The organism is Streptomyces bungoensis (genome assembly GCF_001514215.1).
GTDB classification, from domain to species: domain Bacteria; phylum Actinomycetota; class Actinomycetes; order Streptomycetales; family Streptomycetaceae; genus Streptomyces; species Streptomyces bungoensis.
The window spans coordinates 114,650-132,492 of the sequence record NZ_KQ948863.1 but is presented as its reverse complement, the minus strand read 5'-3'; the positions used below and the strand labels follow the sequence as shown (position 1 = coordinate 132,492).

Annotated in this window: 17 protein-coding genes and 4 pseudogenes; 4 read left to right on the top strand and 17 right to left on the bottom strand. The window is 69.2% G+C overall.

Translation table 11 applies throughout. The features are described from left to right. Positions 1-149 precede the first annotated feature (149 nt). Positions 150-860: an alpha/beta fold hydrolase gene (locus tag AQJ66_RS38425; RefSeq protein WP_061926223.1), complete on the top strand. Its 711-nt coding sequence runs from the start codon at positions 150-152 to the stop codon at positions 858-860. 198 nt (positions 861-1,058) lie between these two features. On the opposite strand, the pseudogene AQJ66_RS41130 reads toward AQJ66_RS38425, so the two are convergent. The 4 genes and pseudogenes from AQJ66_RS41130 to AQJ66_RS24240 all read right to left on the bottom strand — a co-directional run. Then, positions 1,059-1,399: pseudogene (locus AQJ66_RS41130) on the bottom strand (tyrosine-type recombinase/integrase); the annotation flags it as partial. Positions 1,400-1,862: 463 nt separating this feature from the next. Then, positions 1,863-2,417 carry a dihydrofolate reductase family protein gene (locus tag AQJ66_RS24250; protein WP_061926217.1) on the bottom strand — a complete coding sequence of 185 codons (555 nt, stop codon included), beginning with the start codon at positions 2,415-2,417 and terminating at the stop codon, positions 1,863-1,865. 74 nt (positions 2,418-2,491) lie between these two features. Continuing rightward, the gene (locus AQJ66_RS24245) at positions 2,492-3,199 is read right to left on the bottom strand and encodes a helix-turn-helix transcriptional regulator (RefSeq protein ID WP_208611438.1); all 708 of its coding nucleotides are present in this window, start codon (positions 3,197-3,199) and stop codon (positions 2,492-2,494) included. A 227-nt stretch (positions 3,200-3,426) separates the two neighbouring features. Next, positions 3,427-3,612 carry a DUF5670 family protein gene (locus AQJ66_RS24240; protein WP_061926369.1) on the bottom strand — a complete coding sequence of 62 codons (186 nt, stop codon included), beginning with the start codon at positions 3,610-3,612 and terminating at the stop codon, positions 3,427-3,429. On the opposite strand from AQJ66_RS24240, the pseudogene AQJ66_RS40175 reads away from it, so the two are divergent. Further along, positions 3,569-3,763, top strand: a pseudogene (locus AQJ66_RS40175) (nitroreductase family protein); the annotation flags it as partial. The gene AQJ66_RS24240 and the pseudogene AQJ66_RS40175 overlap by 44 nt on opposite strands. A gap of 88 nt (positions 3,764-3,851) precedes the next feature. Here AQJ66_RS40175 and AQJ66_RS24235 read toward each other — a convergent pair. From AQJ66_RS24235 to AQJ66_RS24225, 3 genes are all read right to left on the bottom strand, one after another. After that, positions 3,852-4,193: a hypothetical protein gene (locus AQJ66_RS24235; RefSeq protein ID WP_244162909.1), complete on the bottom strand. Its 342-nt coding sequence runs from the start codon at positions 4,191-4,193 to the stop codon at positions 3,852-3,854. A 188-nt stretch (positions 4,194-4,381) separates the two neighbouring features. Beyond that, entirely contained in the window at positions 4,382-4,840 is a 459-nt protein-coding gene (locus AQJ66_RS24230; protein WP_244162908.1) for a hypothetical protein, read from the bottom strand. Positions 4,841-5,083: 243 nt separating this feature from the next. Beyond that, positions 5,084-5,614, bottom strand: coding sequence for a hypothetical protein (locus tag AQJ66_RS24225; RefSeq protein ID WP_061926209.1), 531 nt, complete (start codon positions 5,612-5,614; stop codon positions 5,084-5,086). Positions 5,615-6,790: 1,176 nt separating this feature from the next. On the opposite strand from AQJ66_RS24225, the gene AQJ66_RS24220 reads away from it, so the two are divergent. After that, positions 6,791-7,330, top strand: a complete 540-nt coding sequence (locus AQJ66_RS24220) for a GNAT family N-acetyltransferase (protein WP_061926367.1) — start codon at positions 6,791-6,793, stop codon at positions 7,328-7,330. A 71-nt stretch (positions 7,331-7,401) separates the two neighbouring features. Here AQJ66_RS24220 and AQJ66_RS37560 read toward each other — a convergent pair. From AQJ66_RS37560 to AQJ66_RS38980, 6 genes and pseudogenes are all read right to left on the bottom strand, one after another. Further along, positions 7,402-7,584: pseudogene (locus tag AQJ66_RS37560) on the bottom strand (IS110 family transposase); the annotation flags it as partial. 61 nt (positions 7,585-7,645) lie between these two features. Then, the gene (locus tag AQJ66_RS24215; protein ID WP_061926207.1) at positions 7,646-8,263 is read right to left on the bottom strand and encodes a VOC family protein; all 618 of its coding nucleotides are present in this window, start codon (positions 8,261-8,263) and stop codon (positions 7,646-7,648) included. A gap of 37 nt (positions 8,264-8,300) precedes the next feature. Continuing rightward, on the bottom strand, positions 8,301-9,059 hold the full coding sequence (locus AQJ66_RS24210; RefSeq protein ID WP_061926206.1) for an SDR family oxidoreductase: 759 nt from the start codon (positions 9,057-9,059) through the stop codon (positions 8,301-8,303). Then, a complete protein-coding gene (locus AQJ66_RS24205; protein WP_079060385.1) occupies positions 9,056-9,364 on the bottom strand; it encodes an SDR family NAD(P)-dependent oxidoreductase in 309 nt (102 codons plus the stop codon). Before AQJ66_RS24205 ends, AQJ66_RS24210 begins: the two co-directional genes overlap by 4 nt. A 145-nt stretch (positions 9,365-9,509) precedes the next feature. Further along, a complete protein-coding gene (locus tag AQJ66_RS24200) occupies positions 9,510-10,340 on the bottom strand; it encodes an alpha/beta fold hydrolase (protein ID WP_061926203.1) in 831 nt (276 codons plus the stop codon). Between the two features lie 421 nt (positions 10,341-10,761). Next, a complete protein-coding gene (locus tag AQJ66_RS38980; RefSeq protein WP_159052611.1) occupies positions 10,762-10,965 on the bottom strand; it encodes a hypothetical protein in 204 nt (67 codons plus the stop codon). A 35-nt stretch (positions 10,966-11,000) separates the two neighbouring features. Between AQJ66_RS38980 and AQJ66_RS40170 the strand changes: the two are divergent. Further along, positions 11,001-11,175 (top strand): annotated as a pseudogene (locus tag AQJ66_RS40170) (IS701-like element ISCARN75 family transposase); the annotation flags it as partial. Between the two features lie 234 nt (positions 11,176-11,409). Here AQJ66_RS40170 and AQJ66_RS24195 read toward each other — a convergent pair. The 4 genes from AQJ66_RS24195 to AQJ66_RS24180 form a co-directional block, all read right to left on the bottom strand. Beyond that, on the bottom strand, positions 11,410-12,075 hold the full coding sequence (locus AQJ66_RS24195; protein ID WP_061926201.1) for a DUF5825 family protein: 666 nt from the start codon (positions 12,073-12,075) through the stop codon (positions 11,410-11,412). An 85-nt stretch (positions 12,076-12,160) separates the two neighbouring features. Continuing rightward, entirely contained in the window at positions 12,161-14,062 is a 1,902-nt protein-coding gene (locus AQJ66_RS24190) for a RiPP maturation radical SAM C-methyltransferase (protein WP_061926199.1), read from the bottom strand. 267 nt (positions 14,063-14,329) lie between these two features. Further along, the gene (locus tag AQJ66_RS24185; RefSeq protein ID WP_061926198.1) at positions 14,330-16,105 is read right to left on the bottom strand and encodes an alpha/beta hydrolase family protein; all 1,776 of its coding nucleotides are present in this window, start codon (positions 16,103-16,105) and stop codon (positions 14,330-14,332) included. Then, positions 16,102-17,403, bottom strand: a complete 1,302-nt coding sequence (locus AQJ66_RS24180) for an MFS transporter (protein ID WP_079060384.1) — start codon at positions 17,401-17,403, stop codon at positions 16,102-16,104. The genes AQJ66_RS24185 and AQJ66_RS24180 overlap by 4 nt, the downstream gene beginning before the upstream one ends. Positions 17,404-17,843: the final 440 nt, after the last annotated feature.

Sequence of the window (17,843 nt, the reverse complement as noted above, 5' to 3'; positions counted from 1 at the left end):
CCGTAACAACGTGCCCTTCGGGCGTGAGGAAGCCCCACTGAGTCGGACGTTGCCGTTGCTCCAGATGCCGGCCGACGCAGTTGCCTGAACCACCGAGACCAGCGATCGGATGCCTTTATCATCCGCCGGACGAGCGAGCGAAGGTGGAAATGAAGAACAAGGAATCGCGCTCCTGCGAGTTGACGCCGCATCAAGGCACCAAGGACGTCCGCGCGGTGGCACTCCTCCTGCCCGGTGGCTCGGTCAAGAGTCATCGTGGCCCGATGAAGTTGGCGCCGTGGGGGCTCAAGGCCCCTGCCGCCCGGATCGCGGAGGGCGGGGCCGACGGCGGCGTCGCCGTACACCTGCTCCGTTACCGCTACCGCGGCTGGAACGGCGAGGAGGCGAGTACTGCGGTCGATACCGAGTGGGCGCTCGGTGAACTCGCCAGGCGTTACGGGGACGTCCCGGTGACGCTGGTGGGCAATTCCCTCGGCGGCCGGGCGGCGTTCTGGGCGGCAGGTCACGCCAATGTGGTCTCCGTCGCCGGGGTCGCGCCGTGGTTGCCGGGCTCCGATTCGGTGGAGCAGCTGGCCGGCCGGAAGGTGCTGATTCTGCACGGCGACCGGGACCGAAGTGAGGCAACCCCCACGATGTCCCTGGCGTACGCGGAACGGGCCAGGCAAGTCACGGACGTATGCCGGTTCGAGGTGGTGGGTGGAAGCCACACACTGCTCCGTCGCTCAGTGGACGTCTGGTCGGTCACGGCGGACTTTGTGCTCGGCACACTCGGTTGCAGGCCGCTTCCCACCGCCATCGTCGAGGCCATGTCCTCGGCGGACAACCTGCGGACACCGCTAGCCGTCGGCTACGGGGGCTGATCCGGTCGGGTGCCACCGGGGGTCGGCCCACGACACGCCGCCGGGCACCCCTGCCCGCCACGCGTCCGTCGACACAGCAGTCAGACCACCTTCCAATGGACGACAAGGCAACGCCCCTGAACAGTCTTTCCTGATCAGAGGACGTTGCCTCGGGGGATCGAGAGTCGCCACATGACCTGAGCCTCGGCTTGTCGTAGATCACGCGTGGGCAGGCCCACCGGTGGAGCCGTCGCCATCGTCGTCGTGCGCTTTGAACCAGACATCCGACGCTTCGGCCACCTGGTCATCGCGACCGGCGACCGGCTGGGCGTAGGGCCGAGTCGTCACGCTCGCGTTCGAGTGCCGAGCCGGTGCGCGGCGGTCATGACGCCGTACCTGTCGGCGACCCACGTTCCGTGAGGGGCCCGGAGGTCGTGCGGGGTCACGTCGGCGAGACCGGCCGCCGAGACGGCTGAGTCGAAGTACGACTTGCGCCAATGGTTGTAGCGCAGCGGCTTGCCCGCCGTCGTGGTGAACAACAGCGCGTCCGATCGTCGCGGGCGATCCGGGCGTTCCAGTAGTCGCGGTGATGGGGGCCGGGCCAGGCGAGACCGTCGGCGAGGTGGGCAACTTCGGTGGCGGCGAAGTAGCGGGCCGGGTAGTGGCCGGGGACCGGCGCCGTCCATGGCCGCCCTGCGTCCGGTTCCTCACCGGTGACCGTGACCGCCTGGACGGCAAGGGTTATCGCCTGGGGCCGGAGGTGGTCCCTTGGTCAGCCGCCGTCCCCACCCGGGGACGAGCTCGTCACCTGGCTGCTGCTGAGGAGGAATGCTTACGACCCGGTCAGCCTCCGATACCGAAGAAGCCCGCAGGCCTCACCCCCACCGAGCCCGCTTCATGGGCGCCATTCGCTCCTGCAGGTCATCGGCTCCCGCGACCGCGTCCTTGTGGAGCTCTTCGGGGTGCCGGAGACCGAGGACGTGCGAGTGGTCGCCGTCCAGCGCGCCCGGTGAGGCCGCCGACTCAGCGTGCGGGGTGGTAGGTCGCGATGATCACTCCGCTGCTGGTCGGCCGGGCGCTCACCAGCCGCAGCTTCTTCAGCGCGGCGTCATCGGCGAACAGCTTCTTGCGGCCCTCGCCGGCCACCACCGGGTGGATCAGCAGCACGAGCTCGTCCAGCAGGTCCAGTTCCAGCAGCGAGCGCACCAGTGTCGGGCTGCCCGCGACGGTGATGTCCTTGCCCTCGCCCGCCTTGAGCTCGTTGACCGCAGTTGCCAGGTCGCCCTTGATCAGCGTGCTGTTCGCCCAGTCGTCGACGCCGGACAGCGTCGAGGAGATGACGTACTTGGGTGACTCGTTGATCCACTTCGCGAAACCGGCGTCCTCACCGCTGGTCACCGTCGGCCAGTATCCGGCCCACTCGGTGAACGTCTTCCCACCCAGCAGGATCGTGTCGGCGCTCTCCAGCGTGCCGGCCAGCGTGGCGCCCATTTCCTCGTCGAACTCGAACTGCCACTCGTTGGGCGCCTCGACGACACCGTCGAGCGATAGGAAAAGACCCGAAACAACCTTGCGCATGATTCCTCCACGATGAATCCAGGGCTCGGCCACCTGCGGCCAGGCTGGCCGGCCCGTCGACTACGGCAGAAACACTAGGCAGGCACCCAGGGGCAGGTCTTGTACAGAAGCGACAGCGGCTCCGCCGCGTTCGGTGAACTCAGCTGCGTGGCGGTCCGCCCCACGTACCGTTTCAGGGAACGTGCCAGGTGCGGCTGGTCGAAGTACCCCAGCCGGTGCACGACCTCCGGGGCCGGCATCCCCTCCTGGATCAGCACCGCCGCCTGGCGTGCCCGGTGGATCTGCCGGATGGCGCCCTGGGTCTGGCCGGTCGCCGCGACGAAGCGCCGCTGCAGGGTGCGATCGGAAACATCCGGGGCCGCGCCGCCGAGCACCGCGGCTACAGTCGGATCCAGGTCCACGATTCCTTCGCGCACCATCCGCAGCACGAACGCCTCTGCGTTGTCGAAGCCGGGAACGTGCCAGGCCGTCCCCTTCAGCCACAGCGAACGCCGCGTCACATCGGGGATCGCCGCGTTGCCGCCCACCAGCCGGCTGACCGGGATGTGCGGCATCGAGGTGCCCAACGCGAAACTGATCCCGAAGAAGACAGCATCCCCGGGAACCGGGGCGCGAGACGCCTGCGCCTCCGGGCCCAGCACCGCCGCCCGCGCCTCGCCTCGGCGTTCCCAGAACACCAGCTCCCAGTGCGACGTCGCGACCGACGTCATCTCGCTGACGCCTTCGCTGCGGCTGCGCCACACCCGCTCGATGTAGCCCAGATCCGACGGACGGCTCTCCATCTCCAAACCCAACCCCGGTTCCCCTCCCCCAATCACACGCCGCGCCCGACCCGAAGTCTGACACCCCACCGGACAATCAGCCCTGACCTCGGGGCGGTGCCCCAGCACTCCGCTTCGAGTCGCGCAGCACGGCCGCTCACGCACTGCCCGCAGACACCCCAAGGAGTATCCGGCCGGGCCCCACTCACCTGTCGCGTGGCGCGCTCATCGCGCCTGCCGTCCATCGGCTACCAGCGGTACCAGCGGCCGCCGCTGTCCGCCGTACGGACGACGAAGCCCAGCAACCACACGACGAGCACGATCACCGCGATCCACCACAGCGCCTTCAGCGCGAAACCCGCACCGAAGAGGATCAGGGCCAGCAGAAGGCGGGCGCAAGGACTGCACAGCTGCTCCCAGGTGATGTGGACCATGTACCGCAAGACTGTCAGCCAGGTAGCCGGAGCCGATGACGGGCTCGTGCTCTTCTGCGGCATCTCGGTGGGATCTGGGAAGGAAGGCGTGCCAACGCTACGTACCGGGCGGGCGGACATGACGGAGAATGTAAGCTTCACCGGACTGTGACCGCTGACAGCCGAGATCGACAGGACACTGCCTGGTGGTGGACGTCGTCGGACGTCGGTCGCCGGACACGACAGTCCCGAGCAGCGCGTTACCGGGGCCTGCAGCGCAGGTTGCGGGCGAGAAGCGGCACGGCCAGGAGGAGCAGGGCGCCTTCGACGGCCAGGCTGACCAGTCCGAGCGGCTCGGTCCAATTGCCGACGTCGTCCCTGTAGTCAGGCAGGCCCGGTCCTCGGGAGAGGACGTAACCCAGTACGGGCCCGGCGGCCACCCCTGCTGCCAGCAGCCACCCCGCTCGGACACGACCGGCAAGGAGCAGCACGGCGGCGACCACGGCCGCGATCTCGAGGACGTGGTAGACGATGCCGATGTAATAGGGGTCCCTCGTGGTGGTGATGCCACCTTGGTCCAGGACATGGATTCCGGCCACCATGAGACACAGCAGTGCTCCTGCCCATCTGGCTACCCAATTGGCCCCGGGCGCTGTCACGGTGTCGTCCGACATGCGGGGGGTATCCCCTTTCTTCCTGCCCAAGCCGGCGGGGCGAGCCAGTGTGTTCGGGTAACTTCCGCCTGCACCGACTGCGGTCGGGGCTGGCACGTTGTCCTGCAGGAACCCGGTCAGCGGCAGTCTGCGGTGTCGGGGATGCGTGAGCCTGCTCGGCCGCTCGTGATGGGCGGACGGAAGCGGTGGCTGAAGTTCAGGGCGATGTCCAGTGCGAGGAGGTTCTTTCCGCTGCCGGTCCGGGCGCGCAGCAGGATGCGGTGTTCCGCGACCGGTACCGTCTCGGGAAGGCGGAGGTTCCACGTCTGCCGCCACGGCCCCGGGGGCGGCGAGTGGTCACCCGACAGCCTCGCGCCCAGCCTCTTGAGCAGGTCGGGCAGCGTGTAGGTCTTGTCGAGCATCTTCACCGGCCCGAATTTCATGATCACGTTGCAGGTGGCGCGGGTCAGGTCGACGGATTCTTTGAGGTGGCCGCTCATGTCCCAGCGGACCTGGTGTCCGAGCCACGGTGAAGCCGGGGTCAGCTTGATGGCGAGGCCATCCACGAGATAGGTGTGGTCGCTGACGTCTTCCACGAGACGGATGCTCATGTCACTCCTCACCCGTTCGCGGGTCGGGGGAACACCAGGCGGACAGCCCGGAGCGGCGGTGTGGGGGCGCGCACCGGCAGACGGGAATCCGCAGGTGGGCCGGCCGGCGGGGGCGCGGCCTCACGGATTTTTCGGATGCTGCGGGCAGGTGGCTGTTGGAGAATGGTCCAAACTGGAACCCCGGCCCGATTCCGGCGGGCCGGGGTTCCACGGTGTGCGGTAGGCCGCTCAGTCCTCGTGGTGGCGCTTGATCACCCGGAAGCTGGCCACGACACCCTTGTCGATGTCGATGCCCTCGACGCATCCCGGGCGCACGCCGTCGCTGGAGGAGTGGGGGCCGACGGTGGCGACGGGGGCGCCGTTGTCGCAGACGGCCCCGCGGAAGACCTCGACGGTCTTGCGGCTGTCGTTGCGGATGTTCAGGCTCTTCGCGCCGAGGCCGCTGACCACGGTGATGCAGTCGCCGGGGTGGGTGGAGTACGACCGCTCGTTGATCTGGATACGGCCCTCGTCCTCTCCCCGGTGCCCGTTGTTGTCGTTGTAGTCGTTGTCGTCGTTGCCCTCGTTGCCCTTGCTGTTGTTGCCCTCGTTGCCCTTGCTGTTGTTGTTGTTGCTACCGCCGTGGGGGGCAGCAGTGGCCGCGGCCTGCTCCGGCGCGGGAGCGGAGGCGGAGGCGGCCGAGGCGTAGGTGATGCCGGTCGCGGCGAGAGCGGCGGCGGCCGAAACGGCGGCGGTGACCACGGTGGAACGAAGCTGCATTTCGCTATCTCCTGTTCGGGAGTGCCGACCCGTCAGTCGGCTCGCCACGAACATACCCAGAACGGTCATATCGGTCCCGCCGGGATGTCAGCCCGGGGCTCCGATCAGGGTATTTACGGCACGTTCACAACACCTGACAAATCATCACGAAGCCTCCTTCAAAAGCATATTGAAGTACTATTAGTACATTCAGGTGGATCTTAGACGTGGGCGCGCCTATCGGCTTCGGCGCGTCGCTGCGGGCCCAGTGAGGTGGTCCGTGTTAATGGCTCGCCGCGCCTGAGCCCGCTGAACGCCCAGCTCAGCGACACATTGCTGCACTGCACCCGGGTGTCCCCGTCTCCGCCGGCACCGTCGCCCGCCCCGCGCCGACGCCGCACACCCGCCCGTCCTCGCTCCCGGCCCGGGCGGTCCGGAACAGCCTGCCCCTTGCGCTTTCCCACCCCGGGACCGGGCGCTCAGCCGCCGTGCCGGCGGCCGCCGCGTCACCGGGTCCCCTGCCGGGACGGGAGCTTGATCGGGTAGGACATCGTGGGCGTCGGCTGGGCCCCGCCTCCACGTCGGGGTCACATCGAACCGGATCGGGTAGCGGACGTCGACCGCCGCCCAGGCACCGTCTTGCCGCCCGTCCCGTCCGCTGAAGCATGACCATCGCCGAGGCCGAGAACGGCCAAGGCGAACAGGGCGAAGATCGTCTTTTCCCGTCTCGGGCCCGGAGCGCACCGCGCATGCCCGCGAACCTGTGTTCCGTCAGAGCACGCCTACGGCCGTACCCAAGGCATGGCTGCCTTCCCCCCTCGTAGCAAGCACCATCGCTGCGACAAGGCATGGTGACAGCCACCACTGACCGTCCTCAGGACTGCGGGGCTCCGCCGCACGCCCCGGCCACCCTGAGGAGGGGGTAGGGAGCTGCCGCAGTCCGGCTGGGCCGACATCAGGAGAACCCGAAACCGCCGTCGCCAGTTGGAGACCGTCGGTGTCGACCAGGCCCTCGATGCGCACCATCACCGGCCGGTGCACCGCGCCACGCGACGGCGCGCCCTGAATCACACACCCCGTTGTCCGCGGCCTGATCGACGGCCAAGACGGTTGCTGACAAGTCATCTTGGGGTGACAAGAAGTCAAGAGGGACCGCGAGTCTTGATCGCTACCGAGGCCGCTGATTGGCTGGCCGACATGAATGATCTCGGACCGGTTGCGTGGCCGCCCGCACCGATCAAGACCGAGAGGCTCGTGTTGCGTGAGCCCGAGGCCCGGGACCGTGCGGCGTTCATCGAGCTGCACGCCTCGTCGGAGGTGCACACCTACCTCGGCGGCCCCCGCCCGCGTGACGAGCTTGAACGCGAGATGCCCGAGGTGCCCGGGCGGCGGCCCGGGAGTTTCGTCGTCGATCTCGACGGGGCGATGATCGGTCAGATCCTGCTCAGGAGAGCAACGAAACACCTTTGCCCCGCTGCCGTGGGGAAGGTCGACCTCGGCTACCTGTTCCTGCCGCGGGCGTGGGGATTCGGGTATGCCGCCGAGGCGTGCACGGCGGCACTGGACTGGCTCGAAGACGTCCTTCCGGGTGAGCCGGTTGTGCTCGCCACCCAGACCGCCAACGTCCGTTCGATGCGCCTCGCGGCAAAGCTGGGGTTCACCGAAGTGGAGCGGTTCCGCGCCTGGGACGCCGATCAGTGGCTCGGCCTGCGGGCCCCGGTCACGCCCTCTGACTGAGTTCGCGCTCGACAGCGTGGATCTGTCGAAGTGCCGTTGTTCTCGTTGACGAAGTCAGGCGGGTTCGCGGGTCACGCAGGTTCTGAAAGGAGTGGCGGCAAGGCACGTTGCTCGTCGAACGGCTGCCGGGCCAGGAGACAGTGGTGAAGCTGTCCGAGGAAACGGTTGAGCAGGTGGCGCTGGGCGGCACTGTGCAAGTCGCCGTGGTCGTGTCGACGCCGGCAGTGGGCGTTTGCTCCGGGTACGGATTCGACGGTACGACCGCCGGACGCCGCAGGACTTGTCGCGACTCGCAGGATCCCGCTCCGTGCCGGCTCAAGCAGGTGGCTGCGTTCCTGCCTGTTCGCTGACCATGTGCTGCGCGTACCAGTCCGGCCAGTCGTCGTCCCTGGCGCCGAGGCGCGCCTCGTGCTCGCCGTGCGCCGCCGCGGCACGCCGCAGGGCGCCGGCCAGGTCCTCGGCCGAGGCGAACGCGGTGACGGCGGGATCCAGCCGCCCGGGAAGCCTGGTGGTGATTTCCTGCAGAAGCCAGCCGTTGCCGTCCGGATCGCTGAACGACAGGAAGGAGCCGTAGCTGCTGCGTAGCGGATCGGGTCCGGGCACCCGGGCCCCGGTACCGCCGTGGTGGAAGACGCCGCCGGCGTCGTGGAACACCTCGCTGGGGTTGGCACCGCGCCGCTTCAACTCCTCCCGAGCGGCCTCGATGTCGTCGACGACCAGGTGCAGACCCTGAGCCGAACCCGGTGCCTGCACCGTCACGGACGTGCCGAAGATGACCGACGCCGGCGAACCCGGAGGAGTCACCTGCACCACGCGGAAGTCGCCGTCGGGGGCGATGTCCGCGTCGAGCCGCCAGCCCAGCTCGGTATAGAAGTCCTTGTCCCGGTCGACGTCGGACACCGGCACTACAACGACCTCGAGTTTCATGTCCATCGTGGGTGGTCTCCTGTGTCGAGGGGGCTGCCCGGGGTCAGCGTGCCAGGAGCTGCTGGCCGCCGTCGATGTCGTAGGTGGCACCCGTGAGGGCGCCGTTGGCCATGATGTGCAGCGCCAGGGCGGCGACGTCCGCGGGACCGACCACCCTGCCGATGGGAAGCGTCCTCCTCAACTGCTCGCGCCGTGCCTCGAGTCGGTCGCCCAGCAGGGAGGCCGACAGCGGCGTGTCCACGAATCCGGCCGCGATGAGATTGACCCGGACCGGGGCGACTTCCAGTGCCAGGTTGGCGGTCAGGGCCGGCAGCACCGCGGTCAGCGCACCCGTCACGGCCATCCCGGGCGCCGGCCGTCTGCCGCCGGTACCACCGATGAACAGCAGCGTTCCTCCGGCCCTGACCTTCTCCCGGCTCGCCCGCGCCACCGCCAGCATCATCGCGATACGCACACCGAACTCACGGCCCGCCTCGGCCAGGTCGATCTCGTCCAGGGGCGTGTAGGACGGGCTGCCGGCCGTGAGGATCACGTGGTCGACCTGCCCGGGCAACTCCTGGAGGAAGCGCTCCAGACGCTCGGTGTCCTGGGCGTCGAACGCGGCTGTACTCAGTGGCTTCAGCTCGTGCGCCGCCTGCCTCAGACGTTCGGTGTTCCGGGCCGCGAGGATCACATCGCCGCCGGCCGCGACCACCTGCCGCGCGGTTTCCAGACCGATTCCCGAACTGCCGCCCACCACCACGACCGTCTGCCCGGCCGGTCCGCCACCTACCGGGCGGACACCTCCGTCGCCGGCACTCACGGCAGGTCACCGCTGTCCGGGCCCGGTTCCCGGATGGCGGACTCGCCGCCCAGCGCGTTCGCGAAAAACACGTCCCGCCCGGCGACACTCGCGCACAGGCGGTCGAGGTCAGCCGGGTCGGAGACGTCTCCGCGGATCCCGGTGGCATTGGGCCCGATCTCGCCGACCCCGTCGTCCAGTGCGTCCTGACGGCGGCCCGTGATGAACACGTACGCGCCTTCGACAGCGAACCGCTCGGCCGTAGCCAGCCCGATCCCGCTGGTGCCGCCGGTCACGACGGCCGCCCTGTCTTCGAGCTGTTCCATGAGCGTCTACTCCAGATCCGAACGGACGGCGCGAGCGCCGCCGGTGCCGGCGGGGTCGCGGGACGGGCAGAGGCCGAGACCGCCACCCGAGGAGCATTGAGCGACGACGCGGCCGCACGGCCTGCTCGCCGCGGCCACCGGCCGGCTATGCCTCGAGGAACTCGAGGATCACGGGGTTGAGGACATCCGGGTAGACGGACAGCATCCCGTGCGGGTACCCCTCGTAGGTCTTCAAGGTCGCGTGCCGCAGGATCTCAGCGCTCTTCGGTCCCGCGTCCGCATAGGGGACGACCTGGTCGTCGGTGCCGTGCATGACGAGCACCGGGACATCGATCTTCTCCAGGTCCTCGGTGAAGTCCGTCTCGGAGAACGCCTTGATGCACTCATAGTGCGCGTTCACGGCGCCCATCATCCCCTGCGCCCACCACCGGTCGATGAGCCCCTGCTTCACCTCCGCGCCGGGCCGGTTGTAGCCGTAGAAGGGCCCGGACGCCACGTCGATGTAGAACTGGGCGCGGTTGGCGGCGAGTCCGGCGCGCAGGTCGTCGAACGCCTCGATCGGGGTCCCCTCGGGGTTGCTCTCCTTCTTGACCATGACGGGCGGCACCGCCGACACGATCACCGCCTTGGAGACGCGACCGGGCTCGGCACGCGCCACGTAGCGGACCACTTCACCGCCTCCGGTGGAGTGTCCGACATGGACGGCGTCGTGCAGTTCGAGCGCGTCGGTCATGGCGGCCACGTCCGCGGCGTAGGTGTCCATCTCGTGGCCCGACGAGGGCTGGCTGGAGCGCCCGTGGCCACGACGGTCGTGCGCGATCACCCGGTAGCCCTTGGAGAGGAAGTACAGCAGCTGGTTGTCCCAGTCCACGTAGCTCAGGGGCCAGCCGTGGTGGAAGACGAGCGGTGTCGCGTCCCTCGGTCCCCAGTCGACGTAGAAGATGCTCGTGCCGTCCGCGGTGGTGACCGTGCTCATGGGGTGTCCCTTCCGGGCGGTTGGTTCGGTCCCTCCCACGCTTCGTTCCTCGCGCGGGCGGTGAGTGGAGTCTTCGGCGGGCACCTCGCGGTGCCGCCGCGAGGTGCCGTTCGCCTCGTGCCCTGCCGGTTGGCGGGCAGCAGACCGGAGCCGGTCACCCGCGGCCCGCACGGGCCCGCGGGGGGTCCACGGTGCGGAGGTCAGCCGACCGGATTCGCGCGCGCATTCCTGGAAGACGTGATGAAGTTGCCGTCGTTGTTGCGAACGGCGGTGGAGACACTGCCGTCCCCCAGATCCATCGGCAAGATCGGCCGGCCGGACGCCGTCGGGAGTCCGAAGCAGTTCCAGCTTGAAGCCGGGCCCCTGCGAGAAGGGCCACGTCGGCGTCGAGCGCGTCATCGAGCCCGAGGACCTGGCACCACTAGTCGGCGGACGCGTCGATATCACTGACGGCCGTGGTGGTGTTGTGCAAGGTGAACGAGAAACGATCAGAGTTCCCCATGGCGATCGTCACTTCTGTGTCGTTGGCGACGTGTTTCGCTGTGCCGACGCTGGTCGCTCCGGACAGCGGCGGCTCGCACGGGCCCGCCGGTTCGGGCTCCCTTCCCAGGGTGCGTCTGTCCACGAGGGGCGGCAACTCCGCAGGCGGGGCGCGAGCCGATGAGAGCGCGGACGGGGCGGCCGGTGCCGCACCGCTTCGGCCGGGTCGAGCTCCGCCGACGTATGCGTGACGGCGTACGCGGGGCTACTCGCTCCAGTGGCTCGCAAGAACAGCTGGCAGTTGACTGAACAGGTCGGCCACCCCACGCCCGACGGCCTGCAGCACCTCCTCGCCGCCCACGCAGGGCGAGCCTCCACACCCTGGCCCTGGTCTGCCTCGCACGACGCCGGGCCGACGTCCTCTTCGCGATGCTCCGCGACCCCCCGCACGCCGGCACCGTACCCGCCCTGGCCTCTCCCCCGCCGACGTCCCACACGTGACTGTGCCGCTGCGCTGATGGGCGGCCTCGGGGCCCTTGCGCTGGGCAATGCTCTCGGCGACCTCATGACCGGATCTGAGAGACAGTGCCTAGATCACCCTCGGGGCCTGCGACCACCTGCGCACGCGGTACGGCATCCACCAGAGGAACTCTCCGATCCTCGCGGCCAGTTCCTCCTGGAGGAAGTCGTCCGTGATCGCGGTGGGTACGTCGACGGCCGGGGCTCCGTCGGCGAGCAGCTCGATCGCCGCCCGGTATTCGGGCTCGTCGATGGTGAACCGGCGTAGTTCGCCGCGGCGCCGGTCGCGGACCTGGACGAATCCGGGCCCCTGCCGGTAGATGCACTTGCAGATGTAGTAGCCGTCTCGCCAACGCCGTAGCGTCCCGTCCGGGTCCGGCACCCCAAGGACCGCCTTCGGGGGGTGGAGATGGCTCAGCGGGATCCAGGCATCGGAGCCGGCCGCGAAGCGCACCTGCCAGTCGACCGCGATCGCCAAGCTGGTGAGGTCTCCGACGAAGCTCAGCGCGCGTACCGCCCAGGCGGCGTCGGTCTCGTCGGTCAGGTCCACGGGGCGGGGCAGGACGACTCGGCGGGCGCCGGCTTCGAAGAGCCGTCGAGCGGCGTCATCGCCTCTGCCGTCGATGTCCTGGGGGTCCAGGCGCATGCCTGGAAGTTCGTTCGCGGCTTCGTCGTGGTCACGCCAAGCGGTCACCGTGAACGCGTAGGGCAGGGTGGGAGCGGGTACCGCGGTCATCGTCGTCTCTCCTTCTGCGGCTCGAACGACCAGGTGGGCCGGAACTGTCGGTGCGGTGCGGACGGTATCCGCGCCCGCGCGGGACTCAGGCGGGCGCTGCGGCCAGTTCGTGCGCGGTGGGCTGCCGGAGGGAGTGCATCCTGAGCAGCTCCTCGTTGACCGCGGGCACCGCCACCTGCACGACGTGGCCCCCGTTCTCGAAGATCAGCCCCAGCTCCCGCCAGCGCCGGAGGATCTCCCTCAGCTCGCTGTCACCGGCCGCATCGGCGTGCTCCGGCCGGAGCTTGCGTACGGCCGCAGCCACCGAGTGGGGCTGGTCGAGCAGCCGGAACAGGGCGACTTCGACGGGCTCGGTCAGTTCCAGCACGTGCCACTCGAAGGCGCGCCGGGTGCTGACAAGGACGAACCGGTCCCCCAGGTCGCAGTAGGTGAGACGGCTGCCGGGGTAGGACAGCTTCCACTGCCTGATCGCCGCGTTGAGCCGTCCCACGACGTCTTCGCCGACACCTCGTGGCGGTACGTCGAACACATAGGCGAGATCGAACATCTCTGATTCCGGCAGGTCGTAGGTGAGCCGGTACGGTTCGGCCGGCCGTAGATCCGAGAAGCCGAGTCCGGGATTGTTGAAGTAGGGGCTGAAGCGTTCGATGGCGATCCTGGCCGATTCCTCCACCGGCGGATGGAGGTGCTCCAGAGCCGGAAGCTGGACCGTCACCTCGTCGTAGTCCTCGGCGGCCTCCCCCGGAAAGCCGTGGAGGTAGTTCCAGACCACCGACAACCCGGCGGCCGCGCCGTCCCGCATCATCCGCACGTTCTGGCATCCGGTGACGCCCTTGTCCATCAGGCCGAGAACCCTGCTGCTGAGGCTTTCGATGCCCGGCTGCACGTAGATCAGACCTGCGTCGGCCAGGGTCTGCAGCTGGCCGCTGCGCATGTTCGACTTGATCTCGTAGTGCATCCGGAGATCGAGACCGCTCTCGATGATCCTCGGCAGGAGCGAGGAGACGTAACCCATGTCGAGGATGTTGTCGACGACGTACATGTCCAGAATCCGGTGCCTGCGGGCGAGTTCGACGATCTCATCGAAGAACGCGCTGGGGTTCTTGCTCCTGAACTGCATGAACGAGCCGTTCAGACCGCAGAACGTGCAGTGGTGCTTCTCACCCCACCAGCACCCGCGGGCTCCCTCGACGACGAGTTTCGGTTCGACCCACGACCGGGCGGCGGAGGCCGAGAGCCGCTCGAAGTACCCGGTGTAGTCGGGTGACAGGATCGCGGCGGGCGGCAGCGGCTTGGTACTCATGGCGTTCGTCGTGGACCCGCCGCCCGCATCGCGCCGGCACAGTCCGGGGACGTCGGCGAGATCCCCGTCCCCCTCAAGGGCCCTGAGCAGGGCGGGGAAGGACTCCTCGCCCTCACCGCGCACGACATGGTCGACGAACGGGAAGTTCCGGTGCACGGCCTCGCCCTGTTTGCCGTCGCAGTTGGCGCCTCCCATGACGGTCACGATCCCCGGGGCGAGCCGTTTGACGTGCTTGGCGGCGGCCAGCGCGGCGGTGTTCTGCTGGAAGGTGGAGGTGAATCCGACGACATCGGGTTCGAGCGTGACGATGCGTTCGGCGATGTGCCGGACGAAGTCGGGGGCGGCCGTGTGCAGTTCCATCGTCATCGCCATCCGTTTGCCGGACAGCCGGTCGTTCATGGCGTCGGAGAATTCCGCGGCCCTCCACTGCGGGTCGTCGTAAAGGGCTGATGAGAAGACCCAGTCGCCGCAGCCGAGGAAATAGGAGGCGAGGGAGTAGTAACTGTAGTCCCCGAGAGAGAAATCGGTACGCTCCGTCACCCAGTCCACGAAATCGATGTTGGCGTGCATGATTTCGGCCCGGCCGCCGGGAACGTGTTCGTCGACGCTGCGCTTGAGAATTCCGAGGGCCAGCGACGGGAGATCGATCGGCGCCCAGGGCATGTTCACCAAGAGTACGCGCACGGCTTGCCTCTTTTCATGGGTCGGGGATCGTACGGCCGGGCGGGGGCCGGCCCGCCGTCGAAGCGCGGGCCGGCCCCCGGTACTGCTACTGCTCTTCGTGGTCCTGCTCTTCGGCGTTGCGGAATCTGATGACTACGCCGACTCCGACGGCACGGTTCTCGTCGGCGTCCTCAAGCGGGTCGTCGTGGAATATGTCCTTCTGCATGACACACACCCCCTTTCTGTCGATCGGATCTGTGGCTGGGTCATGGTGCTGTTCATCCCGGCTCATTGCGGAGCCGGGACGTCTGGGGCCGGTGCGTCCCGGGCCGGCGTGCCTGCCAGGCTCCGGCCGAGGAATCGCAGGGACCGTTCCATGACGGCCACGTGCTCGGCGCCGTCGTAGCCGTCGTGTCCCGAGTCCAGCCAGACCGTCTCGTGCCGGATCGCGCCCGCGCGCAATGCGGCGAGGTACACCTCGATCTGCTCGGGCGGGCACTTGGCGTCGTTGCGCGCGGCGACGATGAGCAGTGGGGAGCGGACCGTGCCCGCGAAGGTGGCGGGCGATGCGCGTGCGTAGCGCTCGGGAACCTGGTCGGGGGTGCCGCCGAACAGGGCGGTGTCCAGGGCCTGTAGGGCCGGGGTGGAGTGCCGGAAGGACGTCGCGCAGTCGGCCACCGGCTTGACGGCGACCCCGGCGTTCCACAGCTCCGGGTGTGTCCCGAGGGCGAGGAGGACGAGGTAGCCGCCCCACGAGGTTCCGCACAGGCCGACCGCGCCCTCGCGGCCGACTCCGCGGCGCAGCAGCTCGGCGCGGACCCGCACCAGATCGGCTACCTGCGTATGGCCGACTCCCTCCGTGTAGGCGGCACGCCAGGCCGGGCCGTAGCCCGTTGAACCGCGGTAGTTGACCCTGGCCACGGCGAAACCGGACCCGACGAGGGACTGGACCATGGGGTCGTAGGCGTCACGGTCGTGGTCGGCGGGGCCGCCGTGGACGAGGAACACCAGCGGGCAGGGCTGCGGCCGGTCGGAGGGGACGGTGACCAGGGTGTGCACGGGGCCGTCGGGCCCCGGCGTCCACAGGTCCCGGTGGCGGCCGAAGGTCGGGAGCCGCCAGCCGTCCTGACCCGGCAGTCGCGCCCCCGACAGCGACAGGGTGCGCGGCGGGGTGACCGCGTCGGTCCAGATGTAGTGCACGTCGCCGCCGGCACGAGGGGCGGCGTCGAGGATGCTGCCGGCGGGGACGGGCAGTGCCGTGACGGTGCGCCGTGCCGGATCGGCGGTGAACAGGCGGCTGCGGCCGTGGCGGTCCTGGCGGAGCAGGATGCGGTCGCCGTCCGGGTACCAGCGGGCGGTGGTCTCCGTGTCGAACGAGCACCAGGGATACAGCTCGACCCCGTCCGGCCGTCGCCAGGTGCCGAGGCGGTAGCGGCCGTCCCGCTCGCACATGACCAGCAGCAGGGGTTCGGCGGAGCCGGGGCGGAAGCCGAGGGCCCAGATGCGGCCGGCGGTACCCGACAGGGTGACGACCGTGGTGCCGTCGGGGGTGGCGAGGGTGACCGCCCGGGCGGAGTAGGCGGGACCGGAGACCGCCAGGAGGTCACCGCGGGGGGCCAGGTCACACAGCCTTGCGTGCGGGTCGGCCCGCAGCACCACGGTGTCGGGGCCGCCGCGCCGGCCCAGGTGTACACGGAGTCCCTCCGGGTCTCCGAGCCCGGCGGCCACCATGCCCCCGTCGGTCATGGCCAGGCCGCGCGGTCGCCCGGGGGCGGCGCCGGGGAAGGCCGGGGAGTGCGGCCCACCCCTGAAGTCCTGGACCCGCCAGTGCCCGTGGCCGCGGCGGTCCTCGTCGAACCACCAGACGGCTGCGTCACCGTCGAGGGCGTACAGCAGAGTGCCGTGAGAGCGGTCGGTCACCTGGCGGGGGGCAGCGGTGGCCCGGTCCCAGGCGAAGATCTCGCAACGGCCGTCGGCATCGCCCGCGTAGGCCATCAGGTCGGGGTCGGTCGGGCAGACCGCCGGCAGTACCGGCCGGTACACGCCGTAGCCCCGCCCGGTCACCGCGGGCCCCCGTCGGGTGCGGACACGGACTCGCGGAGGTGATGTGGTTCCCGCTCTTCATCCGGCTCAGGACCGCCGCCGCGCAGGTGGTTCACGCGGAGTGTCGCGTACAGCGCCAGCAGGCCGAGGGCGCCCGCGCAGGTCAGCCCCACCGTCCGGCCACCGTACGCGGAGACGAGGACCCCGGCCGCGACGGGTGCGAAGGCCGCCAGGCCCTCACCGGCCGTGCCCAGCACGGTGCCGACGCGGGCCTGCAGGGTGTCGGGCACCACGAGGACGGCGCGCGCGTGCAGGACGATGACGACGGACTGCGCGATGAACGAGACGGCCCCCAGCAGCAGCCCGTAGGCCCAGGTCCTGGTGGTGAACGCGAGCCCGGCGGCGGCCGGCACCATGGCCCACGAAGCTGCCGCGACGATCAGCGCGCTTGGCAGGCGTCGCACCAGCCAGGGTGCGGTGAGCGCGCCGACGAGTCCGCCGATGCCGGAGATGGTGAGGATCAGGCCGATCGACGAGGCGCTGGCACCGCGGCCCTGCGCGCTGAAGACGGCTTGGTAGTAGAGGGCGCCGAGCACGGCGTTGAGTCCCGCGGCCCACAGCAGGACGAAGCGCAGGAATCCGTCGGTCCAAACGAACCGCACGCCCTGGGCCAGATCGGAGACGAACGAGGCGGCGGGGCCGTCCCGTTCGGGCGTCAGTTCGGCGCGCACAGCCCGGACGAGGGCAGCGGTGAGGAGGAAGGAGAGGGCATCGGCGAGGAACGGCACCCATCTGGCCACCTGGTACAGGACGCCGCCGAGGGTGGGTCCGACGATCTGGGTGGCCTGGTCACGCGCCTGGAGGCTGCCGATCGCGCGAGGGTAGTCGGATGGAGGGACGAGCCTGCGGATCGTGCCCTGGGCGGCGGCCGTGTAGCACGTGCTCGCCACCTGCTCCACGAGGGCGGCGGCGAGCAGGTGGGCGAAGGCGGTCCTGCCCCACGCCACCGCGGCGAACACCGTTCCCATGGCGGCAGCCGCCACGAGCGCGGAGCAGATCATCATGGGTTTGCGAGGCCATCTGTCCGCGAGGACGCCCGCGAACGGGGAGGCCGCCAGGCCGCTCACCGTCGCTATGGATGCGAGCATTCCCACGAGGCCCGGCGAATATCCAGCCCCTAGCAGTACCAGGGGCAAAACGAGGACGGACGCATGAGTGCCGAGCCCGTCTATCGCGCCGGCTGTCCAGAATAATCGAAAGTCCCGCTTCTGAAGGAAGGTGGAAGACGGAGATAATTCACCCGATGCCGCCCCGACCATCAGTCGGAAGAATTAACTTGTGAGACACTTGGAAATGTTCTCATGGCGGACCCTCCCACATCGATCCCCGGCCTCTGCGGGGGAGAATTCAGCGCTCCTCGCCATGGAGTGCGCCCACTGTAGCGAGCCTTCCGGCTTGCCGCAATACCGCACACACGCCAGTCGGCGATCTCCGCGTGACCAGTGTGTACGGGGTGTGAGCAGCGGATTTATCGTCGAATGAGGTATTCCAGGCCCGGCCGACTCTTGATCAATCATAAAGAATCTTCAGGGAAATTCAGGGGTATGGCGTCGGTTACCGGAATCAAACCCTTCGCAAAACACCGCCGACATGCTGGCCGCGCGAGCGCTACGCGCTGTCTTCCGGCGTATGCGTGCGTGGTCGCCGACTCGGTCCGGCCGGCGCGCGTTCCGGCCACGTGCGGTGGCCATGATGACCG

Excerpts from the sequence above, each read along its gene's own strand:
- AQJ66_RS24235 (WP_244162909.1), bottom strand. The coding sequence starts at position 4,193 with ATGGTGGCCGGAATCCATGTCCTGGACCAAGGTGGCATCACCACCACG.
- AQJ66_RS38425 (WP_061926223.1), top strand. The coding sequence starts at position 150 with ATGAAGAACAAGGAATCGCGCTCCTGCGAGTTGACGCCGCATCAAGGC.
- AQJ66_RS24225 (WP_061926209.1), bottom strand. The coding sequence starts at position 5,614 with ATGCAGCTTCGTTCCACCGTGGTCACCGCCGCCGTTTCGGCCGCCGCC.
- AQJ66_RS24215 (WP_061926207.1), bottom strand. The coding sequence starts at position 8,263 with ATGGACATGAAACTCGAGGTCGTTGTAGTGCCGGTGTCCGACGTCGAC.
- AQJ66_RS24245 (WP_208611438.1), bottom strand. The coding sequence starts at position 3,199 with ATGGAGAGCCGTCCGTCGGATCTGGGCTACATCGAGCGGGTGTGGCGC.
- AQJ66_RS24200 (WP_061926203.1), bottom strand. The coding sequence starts at position 10,340 with ATGAGCACGGTCACCACCGCGGACGGCACGAGCATCTTCTACGTCGAC.
- AQJ66_RS24220 (WP_061926367.1), top strand. The coding sequence starts at position 6,791 with ATGAATGATCTCGGACCGGTTGCGTGGCCGCCCGCACCGATCAAGACC.
- AQJ66_RS24205 (WP_079060385.1), bottom strand. The coding sequence starts at position 9,364 with ATGGAACAGCTCGAAGACAGGGCGGCCGTCGTGACCGGCGGCACCAGC.
- AQJ66_RS24240 (WP_061926369.1), bottom strand. The coding sequence starts at position 3,612 with ATGGTCCACATCACCTGGGAGCAGCTGTGCAGTCCTTGCGCCCGCCTT.
- AQJ66_RS24250 (WP_061926217.1), bottom strand. The coding sequence starts at position 2,417 with ATGCGCAAGGTTGTTTCGGGTCTTTTCCTATCGCTCGACGGTGTCGTC.
- AQJ66_RS24180 (WP_079060384.1), bottom strand. The coding sequence starts at position 17,403 with ATGGTCGGGGCGGCATCGGGTGAATTATCTCCGTCTTCCACCTTCCTT.
- AQJ66_RS24195 (WP_061926201.1), bottom strand. The coding sequence starts at position 12,075 with ATGACCGCGGTACCCGCTCCCACCCTGCCCTACGCGTTCACGGTGACC.